At 65.6% G+C, this 20,513-nt stretch carries 18 protein-coding genes, 2 tRNA genes and 1 pseudogene; 1 reads left to right on the top strand and 20 read right to left on the bottom strand.

What is annotated here, in order from left to right; genetic code table 11:
* Positions 1-143: 143 nt before the first annotated feature.
* The 13 genes from HMPREF2886_RS10980 to aruC form a co-directional block, all read right to left on the bottom strand.
* Positions 144-220 (bottom strand) — tRNA-Arg (locus tag HMPREF2886_RS10980).
* Between the two features lie 117 nt (positions 221-337).
* Positions 338-428: transfer RNA gene (locus tag HMPREF2886_RS10975), tRNA-Ser, on the bottom strand.
* Positions 429-489: 61 nt separating this feature from the next.
* Positions 490-675: a carbon storage regulator CsrA gene (gene csrA, locus HMPREF2886_RS10970; RefSeq protein ID WP_003085981.1), complete on the bottom strand. Its 186-nt coding sequence runs from the start codon at positions 673-675 to the stop codon at positions 490-492.
* A 184-nt stretch (positions 676-859) separates the two neighbouring features.
* Positions 860-2,098 carry an aspartate kinase gene (locus tag HMPREF2886_RS10965; RefSeq protein WP_003085971.1) on the bottom strand — a complete coding sequence of 413 codons (1,239 nt, stop codon included), beginning with the start codon at positions 2,096-2,098 and terminating at the stop codon, positions 860-862.
* A 147-nt stretch (positions 2,099-2,245) separates the two neighbouring features.
* Positions 2,246-4,870 carry an alanine--tRNA ligase gene (alaS, locus tag HMPREF2886_RS10960; RefSeq protein WP_039027277.1) on the bottom strand — a complete coding sequence of 875 codons (2,625 nt, stop codon included), beginning with the start codon at positions 4,868-4,870 and terminating at the stop codon, positions 2,246-2,248.
* 121 nt (positions 4,871-4,991) lie between these two features.
* Complete coding sequence (ltaE, locus tag HMPREF2886_RS10955) at positions 4,992-5,996, bottom strand: low-specificity L-threonine aldolase (protein WP_033971186.1); 1,005 nt, start codon at positions 5,994-5,996, stop codon at positions 4,992-4,994.
* Between the two features lie 145 nt (positions 5,997-6,141).
* Positions 6,142-7,140: a succinylglutamate desuccinylase gene (astE, locus tag HMPREF2886_RS10950; protein WP_003134260.1), complete on the bottom strand. Its 999-nt coding sequence runs from the start codon at positions 7,138-7,140 to the stop codon at positions 6,142-6,144.
* A 13-nt stretch (positions 7,141-7,153) separates the two neighbouring features.
* Entirely contained in the window at positions 7,154-7,444 is a 291-nt protein-coding gene (locus tag HMPREF2886_RS10945) for a hypothetical protein (RefSeq protein ID WP_003085959.1), read from the bottom strand.
* A 13-nt stretch (positions 7,445-7,457) separates the two neighbouring features.
* Positions 7,458-8,804: an N-succinylarginine dihydrolase gene (astB, locus tag HMPREF2886_RS10940; RefSeq protein ID WP_070747349.1), complete on the bottom strand. Its 1,347-nt coding sequence runs from the start codon at positions 8,802-8,804 to the stop codon at positions 7,458-7,460.
* A complete protein-coding gene (astD, locus tag HMPREF2886_RS10935) occupies positions 8,801-10,267 on the bottom strand; it encodes a succinylglutamate-semialdehyde dehydrogenase (protein WP_083318541.1) in 1,467 nt (488 codons plus the stop codon). The genes astB and astD overlap by 4 nt, the downstream gene beginning before the upstream one ends.
* A gap of 42 nt (positions 10,268-10,309) precedes the next feature.
* Positions 10,310-11,332 (bottom strand): arginine N-succinyltransferase, encoded by a 1,023-nt coding sequence (astA, locus tag HMPREF2886_RS10930; RefSeq protein ID WP_003112607.1) that lies wholly within the window; start codon positions 11,330-11,332, stop codon positions 10,310-10,312.
* Positions 11,333-11,343: 11 nt separating this feature from the next.
* Positions 11,344-12,360 carry an arginine/ornithine succinyltransferase subunit alpha gene (aruF, locus tag HMPREF2886_RS10925; RefSeq protein WP_033971196.1) on the bottom strand — a complete coding sequence of 339 codons (1,017 nt, stop codon included), beginning with the start codon at positions 12,358-12,360 and terminating at the stop codon, positions 11,344-11,346.
* 199 nt (positions 12,361-12,559) lie between these two features.
* Entirely contained in the window at positions 12,560-13,780 is a 1,221-nt protein-coding gene (aruC, locus tag HMPREF2886_RS10920) for a bifunctional succinylornithine transaminase/acetylornithine aminotransferase (protein WP_033971199.1), read from the bottom strand.
* Between the two features lie 166 nt (positions 13,781-13,946).
* Here aruC and HMPREF2886_RS10915 point away from each other — a divergent pair, with 166 nt between their 5' ends.
* Entirely contained in the window at positions 13,947-14,270 is a 324-nt protein-coding gene (locus tag HMPREF2886_RS10915; protein WP_079387381.1) for a hypothetical protein, read from the top strand.
* A gap of 20 nt (positions 14,271-14,290) precedes the next feature.
* Here the strand turns inward: HMPREF2886_RS10915 and argR are convergent, their stop codons facing one another.
* The 7 genes and pseudogenes from argR to HMPREF2886_RS10880 form a co-directional block, all read right to left on the bottom strand.
* On the bottom strand, positions 14,291-15,280 hold the full coding sequence (gene argR / locus HMPREF2886_RS10910; protein WP_033971204.1) for a transcriptional regulator ArgR: 990 nt from the start codon (positions 15,278-15,280) through the stop codon (positions 14,291-14,293).
* 32 nt (positions 15,281-15,312) lie between these two features.
* A complete protein-coding gene (aotP, locus tag HMPREF2886_RS10905; RefSeq protein ID WP_003085940.1) occupies positions 15,313-16,077 on the bottom strand; it encodes an arginine/ornithine transport ATP-binding protein AotP in 765 nt (254 codons plus the stop codon).
* 18 nt (positions 16,078-16,095) lie between these two features.
* On the bottom strand, positions 16,096-17,208 hold the full coding sequence (locus HMPREF2886_RS10900; RefSeq protein ID WP_058017215.1) for a M14 family metallopeptidase: 1,113 nt from the start codon (positions 17,206-17,208) through the stop codon (positions 16,096-16,098).
* A 13-nt stretch (positions 17,209-17,221) separates the two neighbouring features.
* Positions 17,222-17,920 carry an ABC transporter permease gene (locus tag HMPREF2886_RS10895; protein WP_033971206.1) on the bottom strand — a complete coding sequence of 233 codons (699 nt, stop codon included), beginning with the start codon at positions 17,918-17,920 and terminating at the stop codon, positions 17,222-17,224.
* 16 nt (positions 17,921-17,936) lie between these two features.
* Positions 17,937-18,626 (bottom strand): ABC transporter permease, encoded by a 690-nt coding sequence (locus HMPREF2886_RS10890; protein ID WP_003085934.1) that lies wholly within the window; start codon positions 18,624-18,626, stop codon positions 17,937-17,939.
* A gap of 118 nt (positions 18,627-18,744) precedes the next feature.
* Positions 18,745-19,524, bottom strand: coding sequence for an ABC transporter substrate-binding protein (locus tag HMPREF2886_RS10885; RefSeq protein WP_003085932.1), 780 nt, complete (start codon positions 19,522-19,524; stop codon positions 18,745-18,747).
* A 540-nt stretch (positions 19,525-20,064) separates the two neighbouring features.
* Positions 20,065-20,513 (bottom strand): annotated as a pseudogene (locus HMPREF2886_RS10880) (acetyl-coenzyme A synthetase); the annotation flags it as partial.

Here is a 20,513-nt window from a genome sequence, read left to right as displayed (position 1 = left end):
CCGAGTACTCTATCCAGCTGAGCTATGAGTGCGTGTCGGTGCTTTTTCCGGCCACCTGCCGGTAACGCTTGTTTTACCGTGAAAGACCGCAACTGTCGATCCTTCGCTCGCCGAGCCCCTGACGAGAGGAACCCTTCGAAATATGGCGCACTCAGGAGGATTCGAACCTCCGACCGCTCGGTTCGTAGCCGAGTACTCTATCCAGCTGAGCTATGAGTGCGTCGTGGGGGCGCATTATAGATTGTGGATTTTATCCGTCAAGCGATTTTTTCAATCAAATCAGTAACTTAGTTACCAAGATGGCTTCCGCCGCCTGAATCAACCTCTAACACTTGAATGGCGGAGAGGGGGGGATTCGAACCCCCGACACCCTTTTGAGGTGTACTCCCTTAGCAGGGGAGCGCCTTCGGCCACTCGGCCACCTCTCCGCAACACGGGGCGCATGATACCCATCTTTACCCCGTTTGCAAAGGGAAAATTAGATAAAAATTAATGGTTTGGCTCTTGATCTTTCTCTTTCTGGATGCGCTGGTAAATTTCCTCCCGGTGCACGGCGACTTCCTTCGGCGCGTTGACGCCGATGCGCACCTGGTTCCCTTTGACACCCAGTACCGTCACGGTGACATCGTCACCTACCATCAGGGTCTCTCCGACCCGACGAGTCAGAATCAGCATTCCTTTCTCCTCACGCGAATATTTCAGGACAACAGTCTGCAAAAAAGAAATGGCGGCGGATCCGCAGAAATCAAGAGCGCGATCCTTCACCCAGTATTGACCAGTCCCGCCGGAATGAAAGTTCCTGCCAAACGGTCAAAAACGACAAAAGGCGCGGGGTTGCCGCGCCTTTCGCCTGTCAGCGTCACTCCCCCTGTCGCGCCGGCGCGTCGAGCTCGAACGCCGTGTGCAGGGCACGTACCGCCAGTTCCAGGTACTTCTCTTCGATCACCACGGAAACCTTGATTTCCGAGGTGGAGATCATCTGGATGTTGATGCTTTCCTTGGCCAGCGCTTCGAACATGCGGCTAGCCACGCCGGCGTGCGAACGCATGCCGACGCCGACGATGGAAACCTTGGCGATGTTGGTGTCGCCGATGGCTTCGCGCGCGCCGATGTTGGCGGCGGTCTGCTTGAGGATTTCCAGGGCGTTCAGGTAATCGTTGCGATGCACCGTGAAGGTGAAGTCGGTGGTGTTATCGTGCGCCACGTTCTGCACGATCATGTCGACTTCCACATTGGCGGCACTGATCGGCCCGAGGATCTTGAAGGCCACGCCGGGGGTATCGGGTACGCCACGGATGGTCAGCTTGGCTTCGTCGCGGTTGAAGGCGATGCCGGAGATGATCGGCTGTTCCATGGATTCCTCTTCATCATCGATAGTAATGAGGGTGCCCGGACCCTCCTGGAAGCTGTGCAGCACGCGCAGCGGAACGTTGTACTTGCCGGCGAACTCGACCGCCCGGATCTGCAGCACCTTGGAACCGAGGCTGGCCATTTCCAGCATTTCCTCGAAGGTGATCTTGTCCAGCCGGCGGGCCTGCGGCACTACGCGCGGATCGGTGGTGTAGACGCCGTCGACGTCGGTGTAGATCTGGCATTCGTCGGCCTTCAACGCCGCCGCCAGGGCCACCCCGGTGGTATCGGAACCGCCGCGGCCCAGCGTGGTGATGTTGCCGTTGCCGTCGACGCCCTGGAAACCGGCGACCACCACTACCCTGCCGGCCTTGAGGTCGGCGCGGATGTGGGTGTCGTCGATGTGCAGGATGCGCGCCTTGGTGTGCGCGCTGTCGGTGAGGATACGCACCTGGTTGCCGGTATAGGAGACCGCCGGCACGCCACGCTTGATCAGGGCCATGCTGAGCAGGGCGATGGTCACCTGCTCTCCGGTCGAGACCATGACGTCCAGTTCGCGCGGAACCGGCTGCTCCATGATCTGGTTGGCCAGGCCGATCAGACGGTTGGTCTCGCCGCTCATGGCGGATACCACCACGACGACGTCATCGCCCGCTTCGCGGAATTTCTTCACCTTCTCGGCCACCTGCTCGATACGCTCGACGGTGCCGACGGAGGTCCCTCCAAACTTCTGTACGATCAAAGCCATTTCAAACCGCCTGATTCCGTGAAGGGCGCCCTTTTGAACCTGCCACATTCTTTCGCTACCCGGACTGGCGGGGCGCACCGCCGGCCGGGCATCAGGGGGCGCTGGCCGCCCGGCCCCGCGTCGCTCTGGCGCAGGGCGGGCATGGCATCAGAGCCCTTGCTCGACGAAGCGCTGGGCCAGGGCCAGGGCCTCGTCCAATTTCGCTGCATCGGTGCCGCCGCCCTGGGCCATATCCGGGCGTCCGCCACCTTTGCCACCAACTGCCGCCGCGGCTTGCTTCATAAGCTCGCCGGCCTTCAGTTGGCCGGTCAGGTCCTGGGTCACGCCTGCGACCAGTACGACCTTCCCGTCCAGCTCGCCGCCGAGCAGGATCACTGCGCGGCCGAGCTTGTTCTTCAACTGGTCGACCAGCGCCAGCAGCGCCTTGCCGTCCAGACCATCGAGGCGCGCGGCGAGTACCTTCGCGCCCTTGATTTCCACCGCCGCCGCCGAAAGGTCGTCGCCGGCCGCGCTGGCAGCCTTGGCCTTGAGCTGTTCCAGCTCCTTCTCCAGCGAGCGGTTGCGCTCCAGCAGGGCGCCGAGCTTGTCCAGCAGGTTGTCGCGGCTGCCCTTGACCAGGCTGGCGGCTTCCTTGAGCTGCTCCTCGGCACCGTTCAGGTAGGCCAGCGCCGCCGCGCCGGTGACCGCCTCGATACGGCGTACGCCGGCAGCCACGCCACCCTCGCTGGTGATCTTGAACAGGCCGATGTCGCCGGTGCGGGATACGTGGGTGCCACCGCACAGCTCGACGGAGAAATCGCCACCCATGCTCAGCACGCGCACCTGGTCGCCGTACTTCTCGCCGAACAGCGCCATGGCGCCCTTGGCCTTGGCGGTGTCGATATCGGTTTCCTCGGTCTCGACCTCGGTGTTGCGACGGATTTCGGCGTTGACGATATCTTCCAGGGCCTTCAGTTGTTCCGCCTTGATCGCCTCGAAGTGGCTGAAGTCGAAACGCAGGCGCTGGCTGTCCACCAGCGAGCCCTTCTGTTGTACGTGGTCGCCCAGTACCTGGCGCAGCGCGGCATGCAGCAGGTGGGTCGCGGAGTGGTTGAGCGCGGTGGCCTGGCGCACCGAGGCGTCGACCTCGGCCTTGACCGCGCCGCCGACGCTCAGGTTGCCCCGGGCGACCACGCCATGGTGCAGGTGCGCGCCGCCGGCCTTGGTGGTATCGCGCACGTCGAAACGCACGCCAGCCGCCTCGAGGTAGCCACTGTCGCCGACCTGGCCGCCGGACTCGGCGTAGAACGGCGTCTGGTCGAGAACCACGACACCCTCCTCGCCCTCCTCCAGGCGCTCGACGGCCTGGCCGTCCCTGAACAGCGCGACGATCTGCCCGGCGCCGGAGACGCCCTGATAGCCAAGGAAGCGGGTCTCACCGTCGACCTTGACAAGGCTGTTGTAGTCCATGCCGAAGGCGCTGGAAGCGCGGGCGCGCTCGCGCTGGGCCTCCATCTCGCGCTCGAAGCCCTCCTCGTCGATGGTCAGCTCGCGCTCGCGGGCGATGTCATTGGTCAGGTCGACCGGGAAGCCATAGGTGTCGTACAGCTTGAACACCACGTTGCCGGGAATCACGCTGCCCTGCAGTTCGGCAAGGTCCTGTTCGAGGATCTTCAGGCCTTGCTCCAGGGTCTTGGCGAACTGCTCTTCCTCGGTCTTCAGCACGCGCTCGATATGCGCCTGCTGTTGCTTCAGCTCGGGGAAGGCATCGCCCATCTCGGCGACCAGCGCTGCGACGATCTTGTGGAAGAAGGTGCCCCTGGCACCCAGCTTGTTGCCATGGCGGCAGGCGCGGCGGATGATCCGCCGCAACACGTAGCCGCGACCCTCGTTGGACGGCAGCACGCCGTCGGCGATCAGGAAGCTGCAGGAACGGATGTGGTCGGCTACCACCTTCAGCGACGGCGCGTCGTCGTTGGCGCAGCCGATGGCCTCGGCTGACGCTTTCAGCAGGTTCTGGAACAGGTCGATCTCATAGTTCGAATGCACGTGCTGGAGCACCGCGCTGACGCGCTCCAGGCCCATGCCGGTGTCCACGCTCGGCGCCGGCAGCGGGTGCATGACGCCGTCCGCGGTGCGGTTGAACTGCATGAACACGTTGTTCCAGATCTCGATGTAACGGTCGCCGTCCTCTTCCGGCGAACCGGGCGGGCCGCCCCAGATCTCCGGCCCATGATCGAAGAAGATCTCGGTGCAGGGACCGCAGGGCCCGGTGTCGCCCATTGCCCAGAAGTTGTCGGACGCATAGGGCGCGCCCTTGTTGTCGCCGATCCGCACCATACGCTCGGCGGGCACGCCGACTTCCTTGGTCCAGATGTCGTAGGCTTCGTCGTCGGTGGCGTAGACGGTGACCCAGAGCTTTTCCTTGGGCAGGTTCAGCCACTTCTCGCCAGTGAGGAACTCCCAGGCGTAGTGGATGGCGTCGCGCTTGAAATAGTCGCCGAAGCTGAAGTTGCCCAGCATTTCGAAGAAAGTGTGGTGCCGCGCGGTGTAGCCGACGTTTTCCAGGTCGTTGTGCTTGCCGCCGGCGCGCACGCATTTCTGGCTGGTGGTCGCACGGGTGTAGGCGCGCTTTTCCAGGCCGAGGAAGCAGTCCTTGAACTGGTTCATGCCCGCGTTGGTGAACAGCAGGGTCGGATCGTTCGCCGGGATCAGCGAACTGGAAGCGACACGGGTGTGTCCCTTCTCTTCGAAGAAGCGGAGGAAGGCTTCACGGATTTCAGCGCTTTTCATAGGTTCTTCCACGGAAAATTGGCGGCCACGAATCGCCGGCAAAGGGCCGCATTATATCGGCCCTTGGGCAAGGTTGTAGTGTATTTGCGCGATAGTTATTGCCTATTGCCGACCTTTTCGCTTATGAACGACGAAAGGCCGCGAAGGCATCCAGTACTTGTCCTATGGACTCGGCGGAAACGTCCAGGTGGGTAACCAGGCGCAAACGCGCCGCCGCGCTGATCCGCACCTCGCGCTCGGCGAGGAAGTCGCGCAGCGCGACCGCCCGCTCGCCGACCTCGACGTAGACCATGTTGGTCTGCACCGGCTCCACCGCATAGCCCAGTTCGCGCAGCCCTTCGCCCAGGCGCACGGCGTTGGCGTGGTCGTCGGCCAGGCGTGCCACCTGGTGGTCGAGGGCGTACAGGCCGGCAGCCGCCAGCAGGCCGGCCTGGCGCATCCCGCCGCCGACCATCTTGCGCCAGCGACGGGCCTTGCCGATCAGTTCGACGCTGCCGCAAAGCACCGAGCCCACCGGCGCACCGAGGCCCTTGGACAGGCAGACCGACACCGAGTCGAAGTGCCGGGTGATCTCGCTGGCGTCTACGCCCAGCTTCACCGCCGCGTTGTACAGGCGCGCGCCATCCAGGTGCAGGGCCAGGCCACGGGCGCGAGTGAAGGCACGCGCCGCGGCCAGGTAGTCGAGCGGCAGCACCTTGCCCTGCATGGTGTTTTCCAAGGCCAGCAGGCGGGTTCTGGCGAAGTGGAAGTCGTCGGCCTTGATCGCCGCCGCGACCTTGTCCAGGTCGAGCGAACCGTCAGCCTCGGCGTCGATCGGCTGCGGCTGGATCGAGCCCAGCACCGCAGCACCGCCACCCTCGTATTTGTAGGTATGCGCCTGCTGGCCGACGATGTATTCGTCGCCGCGCTCGCAGTGGGCCATCAATCCGAGCAGGTTGCTCATGGTCCCGGTCGGTACGAAGAGTGCCGCGGCGAAGCCCAGGCGCGCCGCCAGCTCGGCCTCCAGACGGTTGACCGTGGGGTCCTCGCCATAGACGTCGTCGCCCAGTTCGGCCGCGGCCATGGCTTCGCGCATGCCGGCAGTGGGCTGGGTGACGGTGTCGCTGCGCAGGTCGATGACAGGCACGGAGGGCTCCTCGGTTCGGCGGAAAAGCCCGATCCTACGGCGCTCAACCGACAGCCACAAGGGAGGTCGGGAAATCTTCCCGGTCGCAATGGAAACGGAGCGCCGAAGCGCTCCGTCATGATCGCGGGGGAAAGGCCGATACGTCTCAGAGCTTGGCCGGCACCACCAGGATTCCGGCGCGCAGGCCGTTCTTCACCCGTGGATTGGGGAAAATGATGCGCGCGCCGACCTCGTCCACCACCCAGCGCGTACCGCCGATATCCTCGGCCAGCAGGTAGCCCGGCGAGAGTTCGGTGAAGTTGGCCACGTCGTCGTCGAGGTGCAGGCGGAAGTGGTCGCTGTGCTTGATCACCTCGCGCGACACGCTGAACAGCTTGAGGCCGTCGAGCCGGGAGCCGTCCGGCTGCTCCTCGCTGCCGTCGATCAGCAGCTCCAGGCTCCGCTCCAGGCGCTCAAGGTTGACCTCCTGGTTCTCTCCGAACGGACGTGCCTTGCCCAGTTCCAGGGTAAAGGCCTCGGCGCCGAGCTGGCCGTAGGTATAGGCGCTGAAGGTGATGCCCGGCTTGTTCTGCAACAGCACCGCCTCGATGCCGGCGTCGCGCAGGCGGGCCAGTTCGCTGCGGGAATGCTCGCGACCCTCGGCCCAGGGATAGAGGGCGAACTGCTCGATCTTCGAGCCGCGGATCGCGGTATGCAGGTCGTAGTGCAGGTGGACTCGCTCGGTCTTGCTGAAGAACACCTGGGCCAGGCGCTCCAGCTCGGCGGCACGGAAGGCCTCGTTGCCGCTGCCCTCCTCATGGCGACCGTTGAACAGGCGGTTCATATCCTGTTCGACGTAGCGCTCGCCACGGCGGATGGCTTCGGGGTTGCCGAACAGGAAGAGGACCCTGGCGGCAGGCTTGAGGGTGCCAGCGGCGACCTTGCGGATCAGCCGTTCGAGCAGTTCGATGGGCGCGGTCTCGTTGCCGTGGATACCGGCCGAGAGCAACAGGTCGACGCCGTTGTCGCGGGCGCCGATCGGCGTGACTTCCAGCGCACCCTCGGCCAGCCAGTGCAGGCGGGTGCCGTCGGCGGTGAGCTGGATCTTCTCGGTCGGCTCGCGGCCGGCCAGGGTCAAGTCGAGCAGTTTGCCGAGGGCGAGCATGGGATGTCCTCAGTCAGTGGGTGTGGTCGCAGCCGCAGTCGGGGCCGTGCTCGTGGTCGTCGCCCTCTTCGATCGGCTCCATCTCCAGTTGCAGGCTGACCAGGTTGGTCGCCATCGGCCGCAGCAGCAGGTTGGTGTATTCGGTATCGCCGTCTTCGACGTCGACGCCGATCAGCAACTGGCCGTTGCCGGCTTGCTGGACCCACACTTCCTTGCCCTGCCAGACCACGGCGAAACGGGTGCAGGAAGTTTCCAGCTGGGTGCCGTCGGTATCTTCGAGGATCAGTTGCAGGCTATCGGACATGGTGGCGAGGCTCTCAATCGAGTTGGAAGGAATAAACCGAGCCCAGTTTAAGGATCTGCGTCAGTTCATCCAATGCCGTCCGGCACTCCAGCAGCAGTTGCGGGTCGGCCAGGTCGGTTTCGCTCAGGCGGTCGCGGTAGTGCCGGTCGACCCAGGCTACCAGCGTGTCGTACAGGCCGGCGCTCATGATCACCCCCGGATTCACCGCCGCCAGCTCCCGCTCCTGCAGCGCCACGCGCAAGCGCAGGCAGGCCGGACCGCCGCCGTTCTGCATGCTCTGCTTGAGGTCGAAGACCTTCACTTCGCGGATCGGACCGTCGCCGCCGGTGAGCTGGTCCAGGTAGTTCCAGACCCGTGGGTTGTTCCGGCACTCCTCCGGTACCACCAGCAGCATCGAACCGTCGGCCTTCAACAGCAGTTGGCTGTTGAACAGGTAGGACTTCACCGCGTCCTCCACCGCGACCTGGTCGCGCGGCACGCAGATGGCGCGGAAGCGGCCGCCGCGGCGGCCAAGCTTGTCGTGCAGTTCGGCAAGGACCTTCTCGGTATCGAGGAAGGCGTCCTCGTGATGGAACAGCACCTCGCCATTGCCCACCGAGATCACATCGTTGTGGAACACGCCCTGGTCGATCACCGCCGGGTTCTGTTGAGCGTAGACCACTCCGGCCTCGCTCAGCCCGTGCAGGCGCGCGACCGCCTGGCAGGCTTCCAGGGTCTGGCGCGCCGGATAGCGTTGCGGCGCCGGGAAGCGACTGTCGAAGGCGCTGCGGCCGAAGACGAAGAACTCCACGCCGGCATCGCCATAGTCCTTGCAGAAGCGCGTGTGGTTGGCCGCGCCTTCGTCACCGAACTGGCTCACCGCCGGCAGCGCCGCGTGATGGGCGAAATGCCGCTCGTCGTTGAACATCGCCGCCAGCACGCGGCTGGTGGTGGGATGCTCGATGGATCGGTGGAACTTGCAGTTCAGGTTGGCCGCGGTGAAATGCACGCGGCCATCGGCGGTGTCGGCACTCGGGCTGACCGTGGCGGCATTGGCGGTCCACATGCTCGACGCCGAGCTGCAGGCGGCGAGGAGAGGCATCGCTTCCTTCGCCGCGCGGCGGATCACTTCCTCGTCGCTGCCGGAGAAACCCAGGCTACGTAGCGCAGCGGTATCCGGGCGGGCTTGCGGAGCGAGTACCCCCTGCTTGAAACCCATCTCCATCAGGGCCTTCATCTTCGCCAGGCCCTGCTTCGCCGCTTCCTTCGGGTTGGACACCGCCTGGCTGTTGCTTTGCGAAGCGACATTGCCGTAGGACAAGCCGCCGTAGTTGTGGGTCGGGCCGACCAGGCCGTCGAAATTCACTTCATGGGCATTCATAGGCTGATCCCGGGAGTCAGGGTGGCAGGAAGGGACACGCTGGGGCTTTCCAGCGAGGCGACCGGATAGGCGCAGTAGTCGGCGGCGTAGTAGGCGCTCGGCCGGTGGTTGCCGGACGCGCCGATACCGCCGAACGGCGCGCTGCTGGCGGCGCCGGTGAGCTGCTTGTTCCAGTTGACGATGCCGGCGCGGCTTTCCACGAGGAACTGCTCGAAACACTCGCGGGAGTCGGACAGCAGCCCGGCTGCCAGGCCGTACTGGGTGGCGTTGGCCTCGCGGATCGCCGCGGCGAAATCGGAGTAGCGGATCACCTGCAACAGCGGCCCGAAGAACTCTTCGTCCGGTCGCTCGGCCACCGCGCTGACGTCGAGGATGCCCGGGGTCAGCAGGGCGGCGCCGTCGATCGGCTGGGTCATCGCCAGCAGCGGCTGTGCGCCTTTGCCGAGCAGGTGCTCCTGGGCCTTGAGCAGGTGCTCGGCGGCGCTCAGCGAAATCACCGCGCCCATGAACGGCGCCGGCTGCTCGTCGAAACGGCCGACCCGCAGGGTAGCGCTGACCGCCACCAGACGCGCCAGCAGTGCGTCGCCCCAGGCGCCCTGGGGCACCAGCAGGCGGCGGGCGCAAGTGCAGCGCTGGCCGGCGGAGATGAAGGCGGACTGGATGATGGTGTAGACGGCGGCGTCGAGGTCGGCGACCTCCTCCACCACCAGCGGGTTGTTGCCGCCCATCTCCAGCGCCAGGATTTTCTGCGGCTGGCCGCCGAACTGGCTGTGCAGCAGGTTGCCGGTGCGACTGGAACCGGTGAAGAACAGACCGTCGAGCCCGGGGTGGGCGGCCAGCGCGACGCCGGTTTCGCGGCCGCCCTGGACCAGGTTGAGCACGCCGGCCGGCAGGCCGGCCTCGATCCAGGCCTTGAGCGTCAGCTCGGCGACCTTCGGGGTCAGCTCGCTGGGCTTGAACACCACGCAGTTACCGGCCAGCAGCGCCGGGACGATATGCCCGTTGGGCAGGTGCCCGGGGAAATTGTAGGGACCGAATACCGCCACCACGCCATGCGGCTTGTGCCGCAGCACGGCGGTGGCGTCGGCCAGCGGACCGGATTTCTCGCCGGTGCGCTCGCGGAACGCCTGCACCGAGATCGCCACCTTGTTGACCATGCTGGTCACTTCGGTGGCCGACTCCCACAGCGGCTTGCCGGTTTCCTCGCCGATCACCCGGGCCAGCTCGTCGGCGCGGGACTTGAGGGTCGCAGCGAAGCGCTCGAGCAACTCGATGCGCTGCTCCAGCGGGCGCCGCGCCCAAGCCGGGAAGGCCTCGCGGGCGGCGCGCACGGCGGCGTCGACCTGGACGGCGTCAGCGCCGCGCCCGGACCAGACCACGCCCTGGCCAACCGGGTCGAGGGACTCCAGGGTCTCGCCCTGGCCGGCCAGCCACTGGCCGGCAATGTAATGGGTACTCATCATCGACTCCTCGGGCGCCCTCGCCGGGACGCCTCCATCAGGCTTTCAACCGCGCTTCTGCGCCGACAGCGGCACCGCGCGTACCGAGGCGCCGGCCGACAGGCGCAGGCGCTTGGCAGTCAGCGGATCGACCACCAGGGTGCCGGCGGCGGCCCGCGCCGGCGCGGCGGTGATGCGACAGTCCTCGCGCTTGCGGTTGTGGATCAGGTAGGGCTCGGCGTCGTCGCCGGGAGTGCCCACCGCCAGCACCAGGTTCTGGCTCTCGGCGATGGCGCGGATCTTGTCGGTCTCGGCCTCGATCGCCGGGCCGGCGTCGAAGATGTCGACGTAGCCCTGGTAGCTGAAACCCTCGGCCTTGAGCATGGCCAGCGCCGGCTCGGTGTTCGGATGGACGCGGCCGATCACCCCGCGCGCCTCCTCGGAGAGGAAGCAGGTGTAGAGCGGGAACTTCGGCATCAGCTCGGCGATGAAGGCCTTGTTGCCGACCCCGGTGAGGTAGTCGGCCTGGGAGAATTCCATCTTGAAGAAGTGCCGGCCGAGGCTTTCCCAGAATGGCGAGCGCCCCTCCTCGTCGGACATGCCGCGCATCTCGGCGATCAGCTTGTCGCCGAACAGGTGGCGGAATTCGGCGATGAACAGGAAGCGCGCGCGCGACAGCAGCTTGCCGTTGAGGCCGCTGCGGTGGTCGGCGTGGAGGAACAGCGAGCACAGCTCGGAATTGCCGGTCAGGTCGTTGGCCAGGAACAGCGTGGGGATCTCGCGATGGATGTTGAGTTCCTGCGAGGCACTCACGGTGAGGCCGACCCGGTAGTTGTACCAGGGTTCGCGAAGCCCCACCGCACCGGCGATGGCGGAGATGCCGACGACCTTGCCGGCGTCGTCTTCGAGAACGAACAGGTAGTCGGCGTCGCCGCGTTCGGCCTCGCCACGGAAGGCCTTCTCGGCCCAACTGACGCGATGCTGCAGGCGCTGCTCGTTGGCCGGCAGGGTGGTCAGGCCGGTGCCGGTGCTGCGCGCCAGCTCGATCAGGGCGGGCAGGTCGGCGCTGGTAACAGGACGTACGATCATGACTGGCTCCTTCAGACCGCTACCAGGCGCACGCTGGCGCCTTCGCCGACGCCCAGGGCCTCGGCGGCTTCAACACTCAGGGCCACCGGCTTGCCGGGCGCCCAGTCAAGGTCCAGCACGACCGCGCGGAAGTCCTGCAGTTGGCCGTTGGTGACCAGGTATGGACGCCCGCTCTTCGGCGCCTCGCCGATCTTCACCGGAACCACCCGGCTCTGGGCGATCGAGCGAATCCCCGAGGTACGCGCGTGCAGGGTCGGGCCGCCATCGAAGATGTCGATGTAGTTGTCGGTCTCGAAGCCTTCGCGCATCAGGATGTCGAAGGTGATCTGCGCTCGCGGGTGGACCTGGCCCATGGATTCCTGGGCGGCATCCGGCAGCAGCGGCACGTAGATCGGGTAGTGCGGCATCAGTTCGGCGAGGAAGGTGCGGCTCTTCAGCCCGGAGAGCTTCTCCGCCTCGATGTAGTTCAGGTCGAAGAAGTTGCGCCCGACCGCGTTCCAGAACGGCGATTCGCCCTGTTCGTCGCTGTAGCCGACGATCTCCACCACCACGGCGTCGGCGAAGCGCTCCGGATGGCTGGCCATGAACAGCAGGCGGCCGCGCGAGTTGAGTTCGGCGTAGACGCTCTGCACCAGGTCGCGCTGTACGTAGAAACTGGTCAGCAGGCTGTTGCCGGTAAGGTCGTGGCACAGCGAGAGGACGTGGATCTTGTTGTGGATCGACAGCGAGCGCGAGGCGTGCACGAAGGTTTCGTTGCGGAAGCTGTAGAACGGTTCCGAGAACCCGGCCGAGGCGACGATCGCCGAGCAGCCGACCAGCTCGCCGCTGGCGCTGTCCTCGAGGACGAAGAAATAGCTTTCCTCGCCGTTGTAGCTCACCTCCGCGGCAAACGAGGCCTCGGAAGCGAGGATCTTGTCGCGCAGGCGTTCGACGTCATCCGGCAAGGACGTGACGCCTACCGGGCTGTCCGCCGCCAGACGCTGCACCTGTGGCAGGTCGGCCGCTTGGGCGGGGCGCATCACCAACATGGCGTCACTCCTTTCTCAGACAACGATGATTGCCGCATCCATGCGCGGGACCGCGGCACCTTCCTGTGCCACGGTTTCGAACGTCCAGCAGGGAAGATCCCGCACCCCGCACGGCGGCACGGTTCCCGGCTCCGGCACGGGCCGCTCCGGGATGTCGCATCGGGCGCCCCGGCCTGCGCCGGGGACCCCGGGGGTTCGCTCAGCCGCGGACCAGCTTGGCCACGGCGCGCTCGAAGCGATCCAGGCCTTCGTCGATCTCGGCGTCGTCGATCACCAGGCTCGGCGCGAAGCGCACCACGTCCGGGCTGGCCTGGAGCACCATCACCGCCTCTTTCTCGGCGGCGTTGAGCACATCCCTGGCCTTGCCCTTCCACTCGTCGGTCAGCGCCGCGCCGATCAGCAGGCCCATGCCGCGGATCTCGCCGAAGATGCCGTACTCCTGGCCGATCTTCTGCAGGCGGGACTTGAAGCGCTCGTGCTTGGCCTTCACGCCATCCAGTACTTCCGGGGTATTGATCACGTCCAGCGCCGCCTCGGCCACTGCCGAGGCCAGCGGGTTGCCACCGTAGGTGGTGCCGTGGGTACCGACCGACAGGTGCTTGGCGATCTCGCCGGTGGTCAGCATCGCACCGATAGGGAAGCCGCCGCCCAGGCTCTTGGCGCTGGAGAGGATGTCCGGGACCACGCCGTAGTGCATGTAGGCGAACAGCTCACCGACCCGCCCCATGCCGCTCTGGACCTCGTCGAAGACCAGCAGCGCGTTGTGCTCGTCGCACAGCTTGCGCGCCCCTTCCAGGTAGGCCTGCTGCGCCGGCAGCACGCCGCCCTCGCCCTGGATCGGTTCCAGCACCACGGCGCAGGTCTTGTCGGATATCGCCGCCTTCAGCGCTTCCAGGTCGTTGTAGGGAACGTGGGTGATACCCTCGAACTTGGGCCCGAAGCCATCGGAATACTTCGGCTGGCCACCGACGTTGACGGTGAACAGGGTACGCCCGTGGAAGCTGTTGCTGGCAGCGATGATCTCGTACTTCTGCGGGCCGTAGACATCGTTGGCGTAGCGGCGAGCCAGCTTGAAGGCCGCCTCGTTGGCTTCGGCGCCGGAGTTGGCGAGGAACACCCGCTCGGCGAAGGTGGCGTCCACCAGCTTGCGCGCCAGGCGCAGGGCCGGTTCGTTGGTGAAGACGTTGGAAACGTGCCAGATGCGCTGGGCCTGCTCGGTGAGCGCCTTGACCAGCGCCGGATGCGCGTGGCCCAGGGAGGTCACGGCGATGCCACCGGCGAAATCGATCAGTTCGCGGCCGCTCTGGTCCCAGACGCGCGATCCCTCGCCTCGCACCGGAATGAAGGCGGCGGGGGCGTAGTTGGGGACCATATACCGGTCGAAATCGGCACGTTCTACCTGCGCATGGGGAGCGGACATCGGTGTTTCTCCTGCCTGAAGGCGGCTATCGATGAAAGGATTGTAGGGATTGGGACCGGGCCGGCATTGCCGCCATGCGACAACTTGTTATAGCGCCAACCCGGGAATTTCCGCGGCTTTCGGAAATGCGACAGAAAGCATCGGGAAGGCGCAGTGTAAACGCGCGATGCACTCGGGTGCATACTTCTTCTACGCCGCCCCGCGGGCGGGAACAGCAGGAAAACAAGCCATGCCCATCGAGGGAATCGACTACCGTCTCGTCTTCGCCTCCGACGTCGATCCGCGCGACGGCCTCGGCCTGGAGTGCTGGCGCGGCGAGCAGCCGCTGTTCGAGGTCTTTCGCGACGACGCCGGCCGGCGTTTCGTGGTCAACCTGTTCGCCAGCGACGTTCCGCTGGAACTACTGGAGGCGATCATTCCGACGGCCCGTCGCGAACTCGGCGACTTCCCGAGGCGATCCGCCTTCCGGGGCGTCGCAAAGCCCGGCTGAAAACGCCGCGCCGTTGGCGATCAGCCGCGTTCGACGGGAGTGAAGGTCGCCTCGAAGGCGCTGCCGCCGCGCCGCTGGTTGCGGTCCTCGCGCGGAGTGACGCCGAAGAAGTTGCGGTAGGCGCTGGAGAAATGCGGCCCGGAAGAGAAACCGCAGGACAGGCCGATCTGGATGATCGACTTGCTGGTCTGCATCAGCATCTGCCGCGCGCGGTTCAGGCGCAGCTCCAGGTAGTACTGGCTGGGTACGCGGTTCAGGTATTGCTTGAAGATCCGTTCCAACTGGCGCCGCGAAACGCACACATGCTGGGCGATCTCGTCGGTGGTCAGCGGTTCCTCGATATTGGCTTCCATCAGCAATACCGCCTGGGTCAGCTTCGGATGGCTGGAGCCGAGGCGATTCTTCAGCGGGATGCGCTGGCGCTCGTTGCCTTCGCGGATGCGCTCCACCACCAGCTCCTCCGAGACCGCGCCGGCCAGTTCAGCGCCATGGTCGCGGGACAGCAGCGCCAGCAGCAGGTCGAGTACCGCCATGCCGCCGCAGGCGGTCATGCGGTCGCGATCCCACTCGAACAGGTGGTTGGTGGCGATGACCTTGGGGAAGCGCTCGGTGAAGTCATCGTGCCAACGCCAGTGCACCGCGGCGCGATAGCCGTCGAGCAGGCCGAGCTGGGCCAGCGGGTAGATGCCGGCGGACAGCGCGCCGATCGCCGTCCCCGAACGCGCCAGTTGCCTGAGCGCCAGGCCCAGTGCTGGCGACACCACCGCCGGCGCCTCGTCGGCGACCAGGAACAGCCGCGAGCATTGCTCCAGCCTGCCGTTCCAGGCCGTTCCCGGCAGACGCCAGCCCTCCTCTTCGGCCGGCGCTTCGGCGAGCAGGAACAGCGGCTCGTAGAGCGCCTCGGGGTGCAACCGCCGGGCCGCCCGCAGGGCTTCCTCGGCAAGCGATAGCGTCAGCGCGCGGGTGGCGGGCCAGAGGAGGAAACCGATGCGTTGGGGTTGGGCAGTCATGGGAGCAGCTTAGCCGGCCTCTGCGATGAATGTTACTTGAGGCTGCCGGAGAGGAACTGCTTGAGGCGGTCCGACTGCGGGTTGGCGAGGACTTCCTTCGGGCAGCCGTGCTCCTCGACCAGGCCTTTGTGCAGGAACACCAACTGGTTCGACACCTCGCGGGCGAACCCCATCTCGTGGGTCACCACCACCATGGTGCGGCCTTCCTGGGCCAGGTCCTGCATGACCTTCAGCACTTCGCCCACCAGCTCGGGGTCGAGCGCCGAGGTCGGCTCGTCGAACAGCATCACTTCCGGCTCCACCGCCAGTGCCCGGGCGATCGCCACGCGCTGCTGCTCGCCGCCGCTCATGTGCGCCGGGTAGGCGTCCTTGCGGTGCGCCACGCCGACCTTGGCCAGGTAGTGCTCGGCCTTCTCGATGGCTTCCTTCTTCGACACGCCGAGCACATGTACGGGCGCCTCGATGACGTTCTCCAGGGCGCTCATGTGCGACCACAGGTTGAAATGCTGGAACACCATCGACAGGCGCGAGCGCATGCGCTGCAACTGGCGGGAGTCGGCGGCCTTCAGCGCGCCGTCGCGGCCGGGCACCAGCTTCAGCTCCTCGCCGTTGAGCAGGATCTTGCCGGCGTGCGGCTGTTCCAGCAGGTTGATGCAGCGCAGGAAGGTGCTCTTGCCGGAGCCGCTCGAGCCGATGATGCTGATCACGTCGCCCGCTTTCGCCGCCAGCGAGACGCCCTTGAGCACCTCGTGGCTACCGTAGCGCTTGTGCAGGTCTTGGACTTCCAGTTTGTACATGTGTGTGTTCTCGGCTAATCAGTCGCTGAGCAAGCGTCCCTGACGGATCGGTTGACGACCGGCCACCTTGGCCAGCCAGAGTCCCGGCTGCGCGTAGCGCATCCGTTCGATGGCGAAAAGCACGCCGGAAACCCCGGCGCACACGGTGCTGGCACGGTCGGCCAGGGGATCGATGACCTGGAACAGCGGTTCGCCCGCCTCCACCCATTCGCCCGGCCGGCGCAGGAAACTCACCACGCCGGTATGCGGGGCGTGGACGTATTCGGTGCCCTCGAAGGGCAGGCCTTCGCAGCAGGCTTCGGGCGCCGCCGGCCATTCGCCCTCGACGAAGCCCTGCTCGGCGAGGAAGGCCAGGATCGCCGCGGCGTTGGCCTCGGCCTGCTGCACGGTGGTGTCGGCCTGGCCGCCGAGTTCGACGGTGGTCGCCAGGCAGGCCAGCGGCAGCTCGGCGCGCGGATACAGGCGCGACAGGCGCAGCCACGGCACCGAGCAGGCCTCGTCGAAGGAACCGCCGCCGGACTCCTCGGCGAGCAGCCCGACGGCGGCGCCCAGGCGCACGGCCAGGGAGGCGAAGGTGGGCCATTGTTGCGGCAAGGTATAGAGATGGATGGCGGCCTCGAAGTCGCAATGCAGGTCGAGCACCAGGTCGGCGTCGCAGGCGTGGCGATAGAGCAGGCGCTGCATACCCTCCAGTTCCGAGGTCGCCGGCGGCAGGGCATCCAGCGCCGCGCGCAGGGCCTGGCGGACCAGCGCGACATTGGCCGCCGGATCACTGCCGAGGCGCTCGCCGACGCTGTCGATCACCGCGTCCAGCAGGTCGGGGAAATCGCGATTGAAGTTGCGCCCGCTGCTCATTTCGAAGCGTCCCTGGTGCAACGCCTGGATCATCTGCCCGAGACCGACCGGATTGGCCACCGGCACCAGCTCGACGGTGCCGCGCAGGCGGCCTTCCGCCTCCAGCAGGCGCAACCGCTGCTTCAGCTCCCAGGCGGTGCGCATTCCCGGCAGCTCGTCGGCGTGCAGGCTGGACTGGATGTAGACCTTGCGCGCGCCGCAGCCGAAGCGGAACACGCTCAGGCGCTTCTCGCTTCCCAGGGTGCTCCACGGCAGCAGGTGGTCGATACGCTCCATGCGGTCCTCCGGATCAGGATTTACGCGGCGCCAGGTAGGCCAGCCAGCGGCGCTCGGCAAGCTTGAACAGGCGCACCAGGATGAAGGTCAGGCACAGGTAGAACAGGCCGGCGGTGATGAACGCCTCGAACGGCAGGTAGTACTGCGAGTAGACGGTCCGCGCGGCGCCGGTGATGTCCACCAGGGTGACGATGGACGCCAGGCTGGTGGTCTGCAGCATCATGATCACTTCATTGCTGTACTGCGGCAGGGCGCGCCGCAGTGCCGACGGCAGGAGGATACGGCGGTACATCTTCAGGCGCGACATGCCCATCGCCTTGGCCGCCTCGATCTCGCCATGGGGAGTGGCCTTCAGGCTGCCGGCGAGGATCTCGGCGGTATAGGCGCTGGTGTTGATGGCGAACGCCAGGCAGGCGCAGAAGGAGGCGTTCGACAGCCAGGGCCACAGCGCGCTCTCGCGCACCGCGTCGAACTGCGCCAGGCCGTAGTAGATCAGGAACAGTTGGACCAGCATCGGCGTGCCACGGATCACGTAGGTGTAGAGCCAGGCCGGGAAGTTCACCAGCGGCTGCCTGGAGACCCGCATCAGCGCCAGCGGCACCGCCAGCAACAAGCCGATCAGCAGGGAGATCGAGAGCAGCTTGAGGGTGACCAGCAGGCCGTCGAAATAGAGCGGAAGGCTGTCCCAGATGACGGAGAAATCGAAGATCACGATAGGGCCCCTTGACTCACAGTTCCGCGGTTTTCACGCCGACCGAATAGCGGCGTTCGAGCAGGCGCAGCAACAGCAGCGACACGCTGGTCACCAACAGGTACAGGCCGGCCACGGCGAGGTAGTAGGTGAATGGCTCGCGGGTCGCATCGGAGGCCTGCTTGGCCTTGAACATCATGTCCTGCAGGCCGACCACGGAAATCAGCGCGGTGGCCTTGACCAGCACCAGCCAGTTGTTGGTGAAGCCGGGGATCGCCAGGCGGATCATCTGCGGCACCTGGATGCGGAAGAACACCTGGCGGTGGCTCATGCCATAAGCGTAACCGGCCTCGCCCTGGCCCTTGGGAATCGCCATGAAGGCGCCGCGGAAGGTCTCCGAGAGATAGGCGCCGAAGATGAAGCCGAGGGTACCGACGCCGGACACGAAGGGATTCAGGTCGATGTAGTCGTCGTAGCCGAGTTGCGGGGCGACCCAGTTCAGCAGGCCCTGGCCGCCGTAGAAGATCAGCAGGATCAGCACCAGGTCGGGGATGCCGCGCACTACCGTGGCGTACAGGTCGCCGCACCAGGCCAGCCAGCGCACCGGCGACAGGCGAAAGGCCGCGCCCAGCAGGCCGAGGACGATGGCCAGGAGCATGGAAAGCAGGGCCAGCTGGAGAGTCAGCCAGGCGCCATCGACGATGGTCGCACCGTAGCCAGTGATCATCAAAACGGTACCTCTATGCAGCTAATGCAGCGCTAAAGCAGTGGCGTCCACTCAATAAAAAAGTGGCACAAACAGCGCGAGGCGTCGCGGACGTTTGTGCCACCTCTGACGGATAGCGTCAGTTCGAGCCGTAGACGTCGAAGCTGAAGTACTTGTCCTGGATCTGCTTGTACTTGCCGTTGGCGCGCAGCGCGTCGATGGCAGCGTTGAACTTGCCGGCCAGCTCGCTATCACCCTTGCGTACGGCGATGCCGACGCCTTCGCCGAAGTACTTGGCATCGGTCAGTTGCGGACCGACGAAGGCGTAGCCCTTGCCGGCATCGGTCTTGAGGAAGCCGTCCTCGAGGTTCACCGAGTCGGCGACCACAGCGTCGAGGCGACCGGCCACCAGGTCCATGTTGGCTTCCTGCTGGGAGTTGTAGCGCACCACTTCGACGCCGGCCGGGGTCAGTTCGGCGGAGGCGTAGCGGTCGGCGGTACTGCCACGCAGCACGCCGGCCTTCTTGCCCTTCAGGTCGGCCTTGGGATCGTTGAGGCTGGCGCCTTCCTTCATCACGAAGCGCGCCGGGGTGTTGTAGTACTTGTTGGTGAAGTCCACCGAACGCTTGCGCTCGTCGGTGATGGTCATCGACGAGAGGATCGCATCGATCTTGCGCACCTTGAGTGCCGGGATCAGGCCGTCGAACTCCTGCTCGACCCACTTGCACTGCACCTTCATCTCTTCGCAGAGGGCGTTGCCGATATCCACGTCGAAGCCTGCCAACTGGCCGTCCGGGGTCTTCAGCGAGAACGGCGGGTAGGCCGCCTCGATGCCGATGCGCACCGGCTTGTCGGCGGCGAAAGTGGGCAGGGAGAGCACGGACAGCGCCAGGGCGCCGAGAAGTGCGAGCTTCTTCATCTGGAACTCCTTCGAAGGGGATGGCATCGATTGGCAGGAGAAATAGAACCTTGCCCAGGCTGCCGACGGATATGCGTGATCACCGGCTCTTGCGCATGACGCCTTCTCGTGGACAGGGCGCCAGCTGGGGTGAGCGGCATTCTAGCGACAGGCCGAAAGTGGTTATTTCTTCAATGCGACAACTAATTATAAAAGCACCGAAGAGGGCATTCGGCGATATTGACAGGCAGCGACATTTGTGCCCGGAAAGCGCGAAGTGTAATCAATGACTAAAGCAAATCTCAAGCCATAAATTGATAATTCCTTCTTATTCAATGACTTGTCCGCTCCGATTCGTCTCGACTGCTACCCCGTGTCGCACCTTCGCTGTGCGTGGCGTTTCCTCTCGCCCCAATTATGCGCAGGCGTGCATCACCGAAGTGTTACCGCCGCCCCATTCCCGGCGCGAGCCCATTCGAAACGCCCTCCTCCTCGGCCCGCGCCAAATGAAAGACCCCGCGTGGCTCGCACCGCGCGGGGTCGTTTCGGATCAGGCGGGAATCAGGCGGCCTGCATCGAGCGATGGGTCTCGATCAGGTGCTGGACCACGCCCGGATCGGCAAGGGTGGAGATGTCGCCGAGGGTGTCGTACTCGGCCGCGGCGATCTTGCGCAGGATGCGCCGCATGATCTTGCCCGAACGGGTCTTCGGCAGTCCCGGCGCCCACTGGATCACATCCGGCGTGGCGATCGGACCGATCTCGCGGCGGACCCATTGTTTCAGTTCCTGGCGCAGCGCCTCGCTCGGCTCGACCCCGGAGTTGAGGGTGACGTAGACATAGATGCCCTGCCCCTTGATGTCGTGCTGCATGCCGACCACCGCCGCCTCGGCGACCTTCGGGTGGGCGACCATCGCGCTTTCCACCTCGGCGGTGCCCATGCGGTGGCCGGAGACGTTGAGCACGTCGTCGACACGCCCGGTGATCCAGTAGTAGCCGTCCTCGTCGCGGC

The sequence above is a fragment of the Pseudomonas sp. HMSC066A08 genome (assembly GCF_001813025.1).
In the GTDB taxonomy this organism is placed as follows: Bacteria; Pseudomonadota; Gammaproteobacteria; order Pseudomonadales; family Pseudomonadaceae; genus Pseudomonas; species Pseudomonas aeruginosa.
Note: the sequence above shows the minus strand (reverse complement) of the source record. Positions and strands in the feature narration are given on the sequence as shown.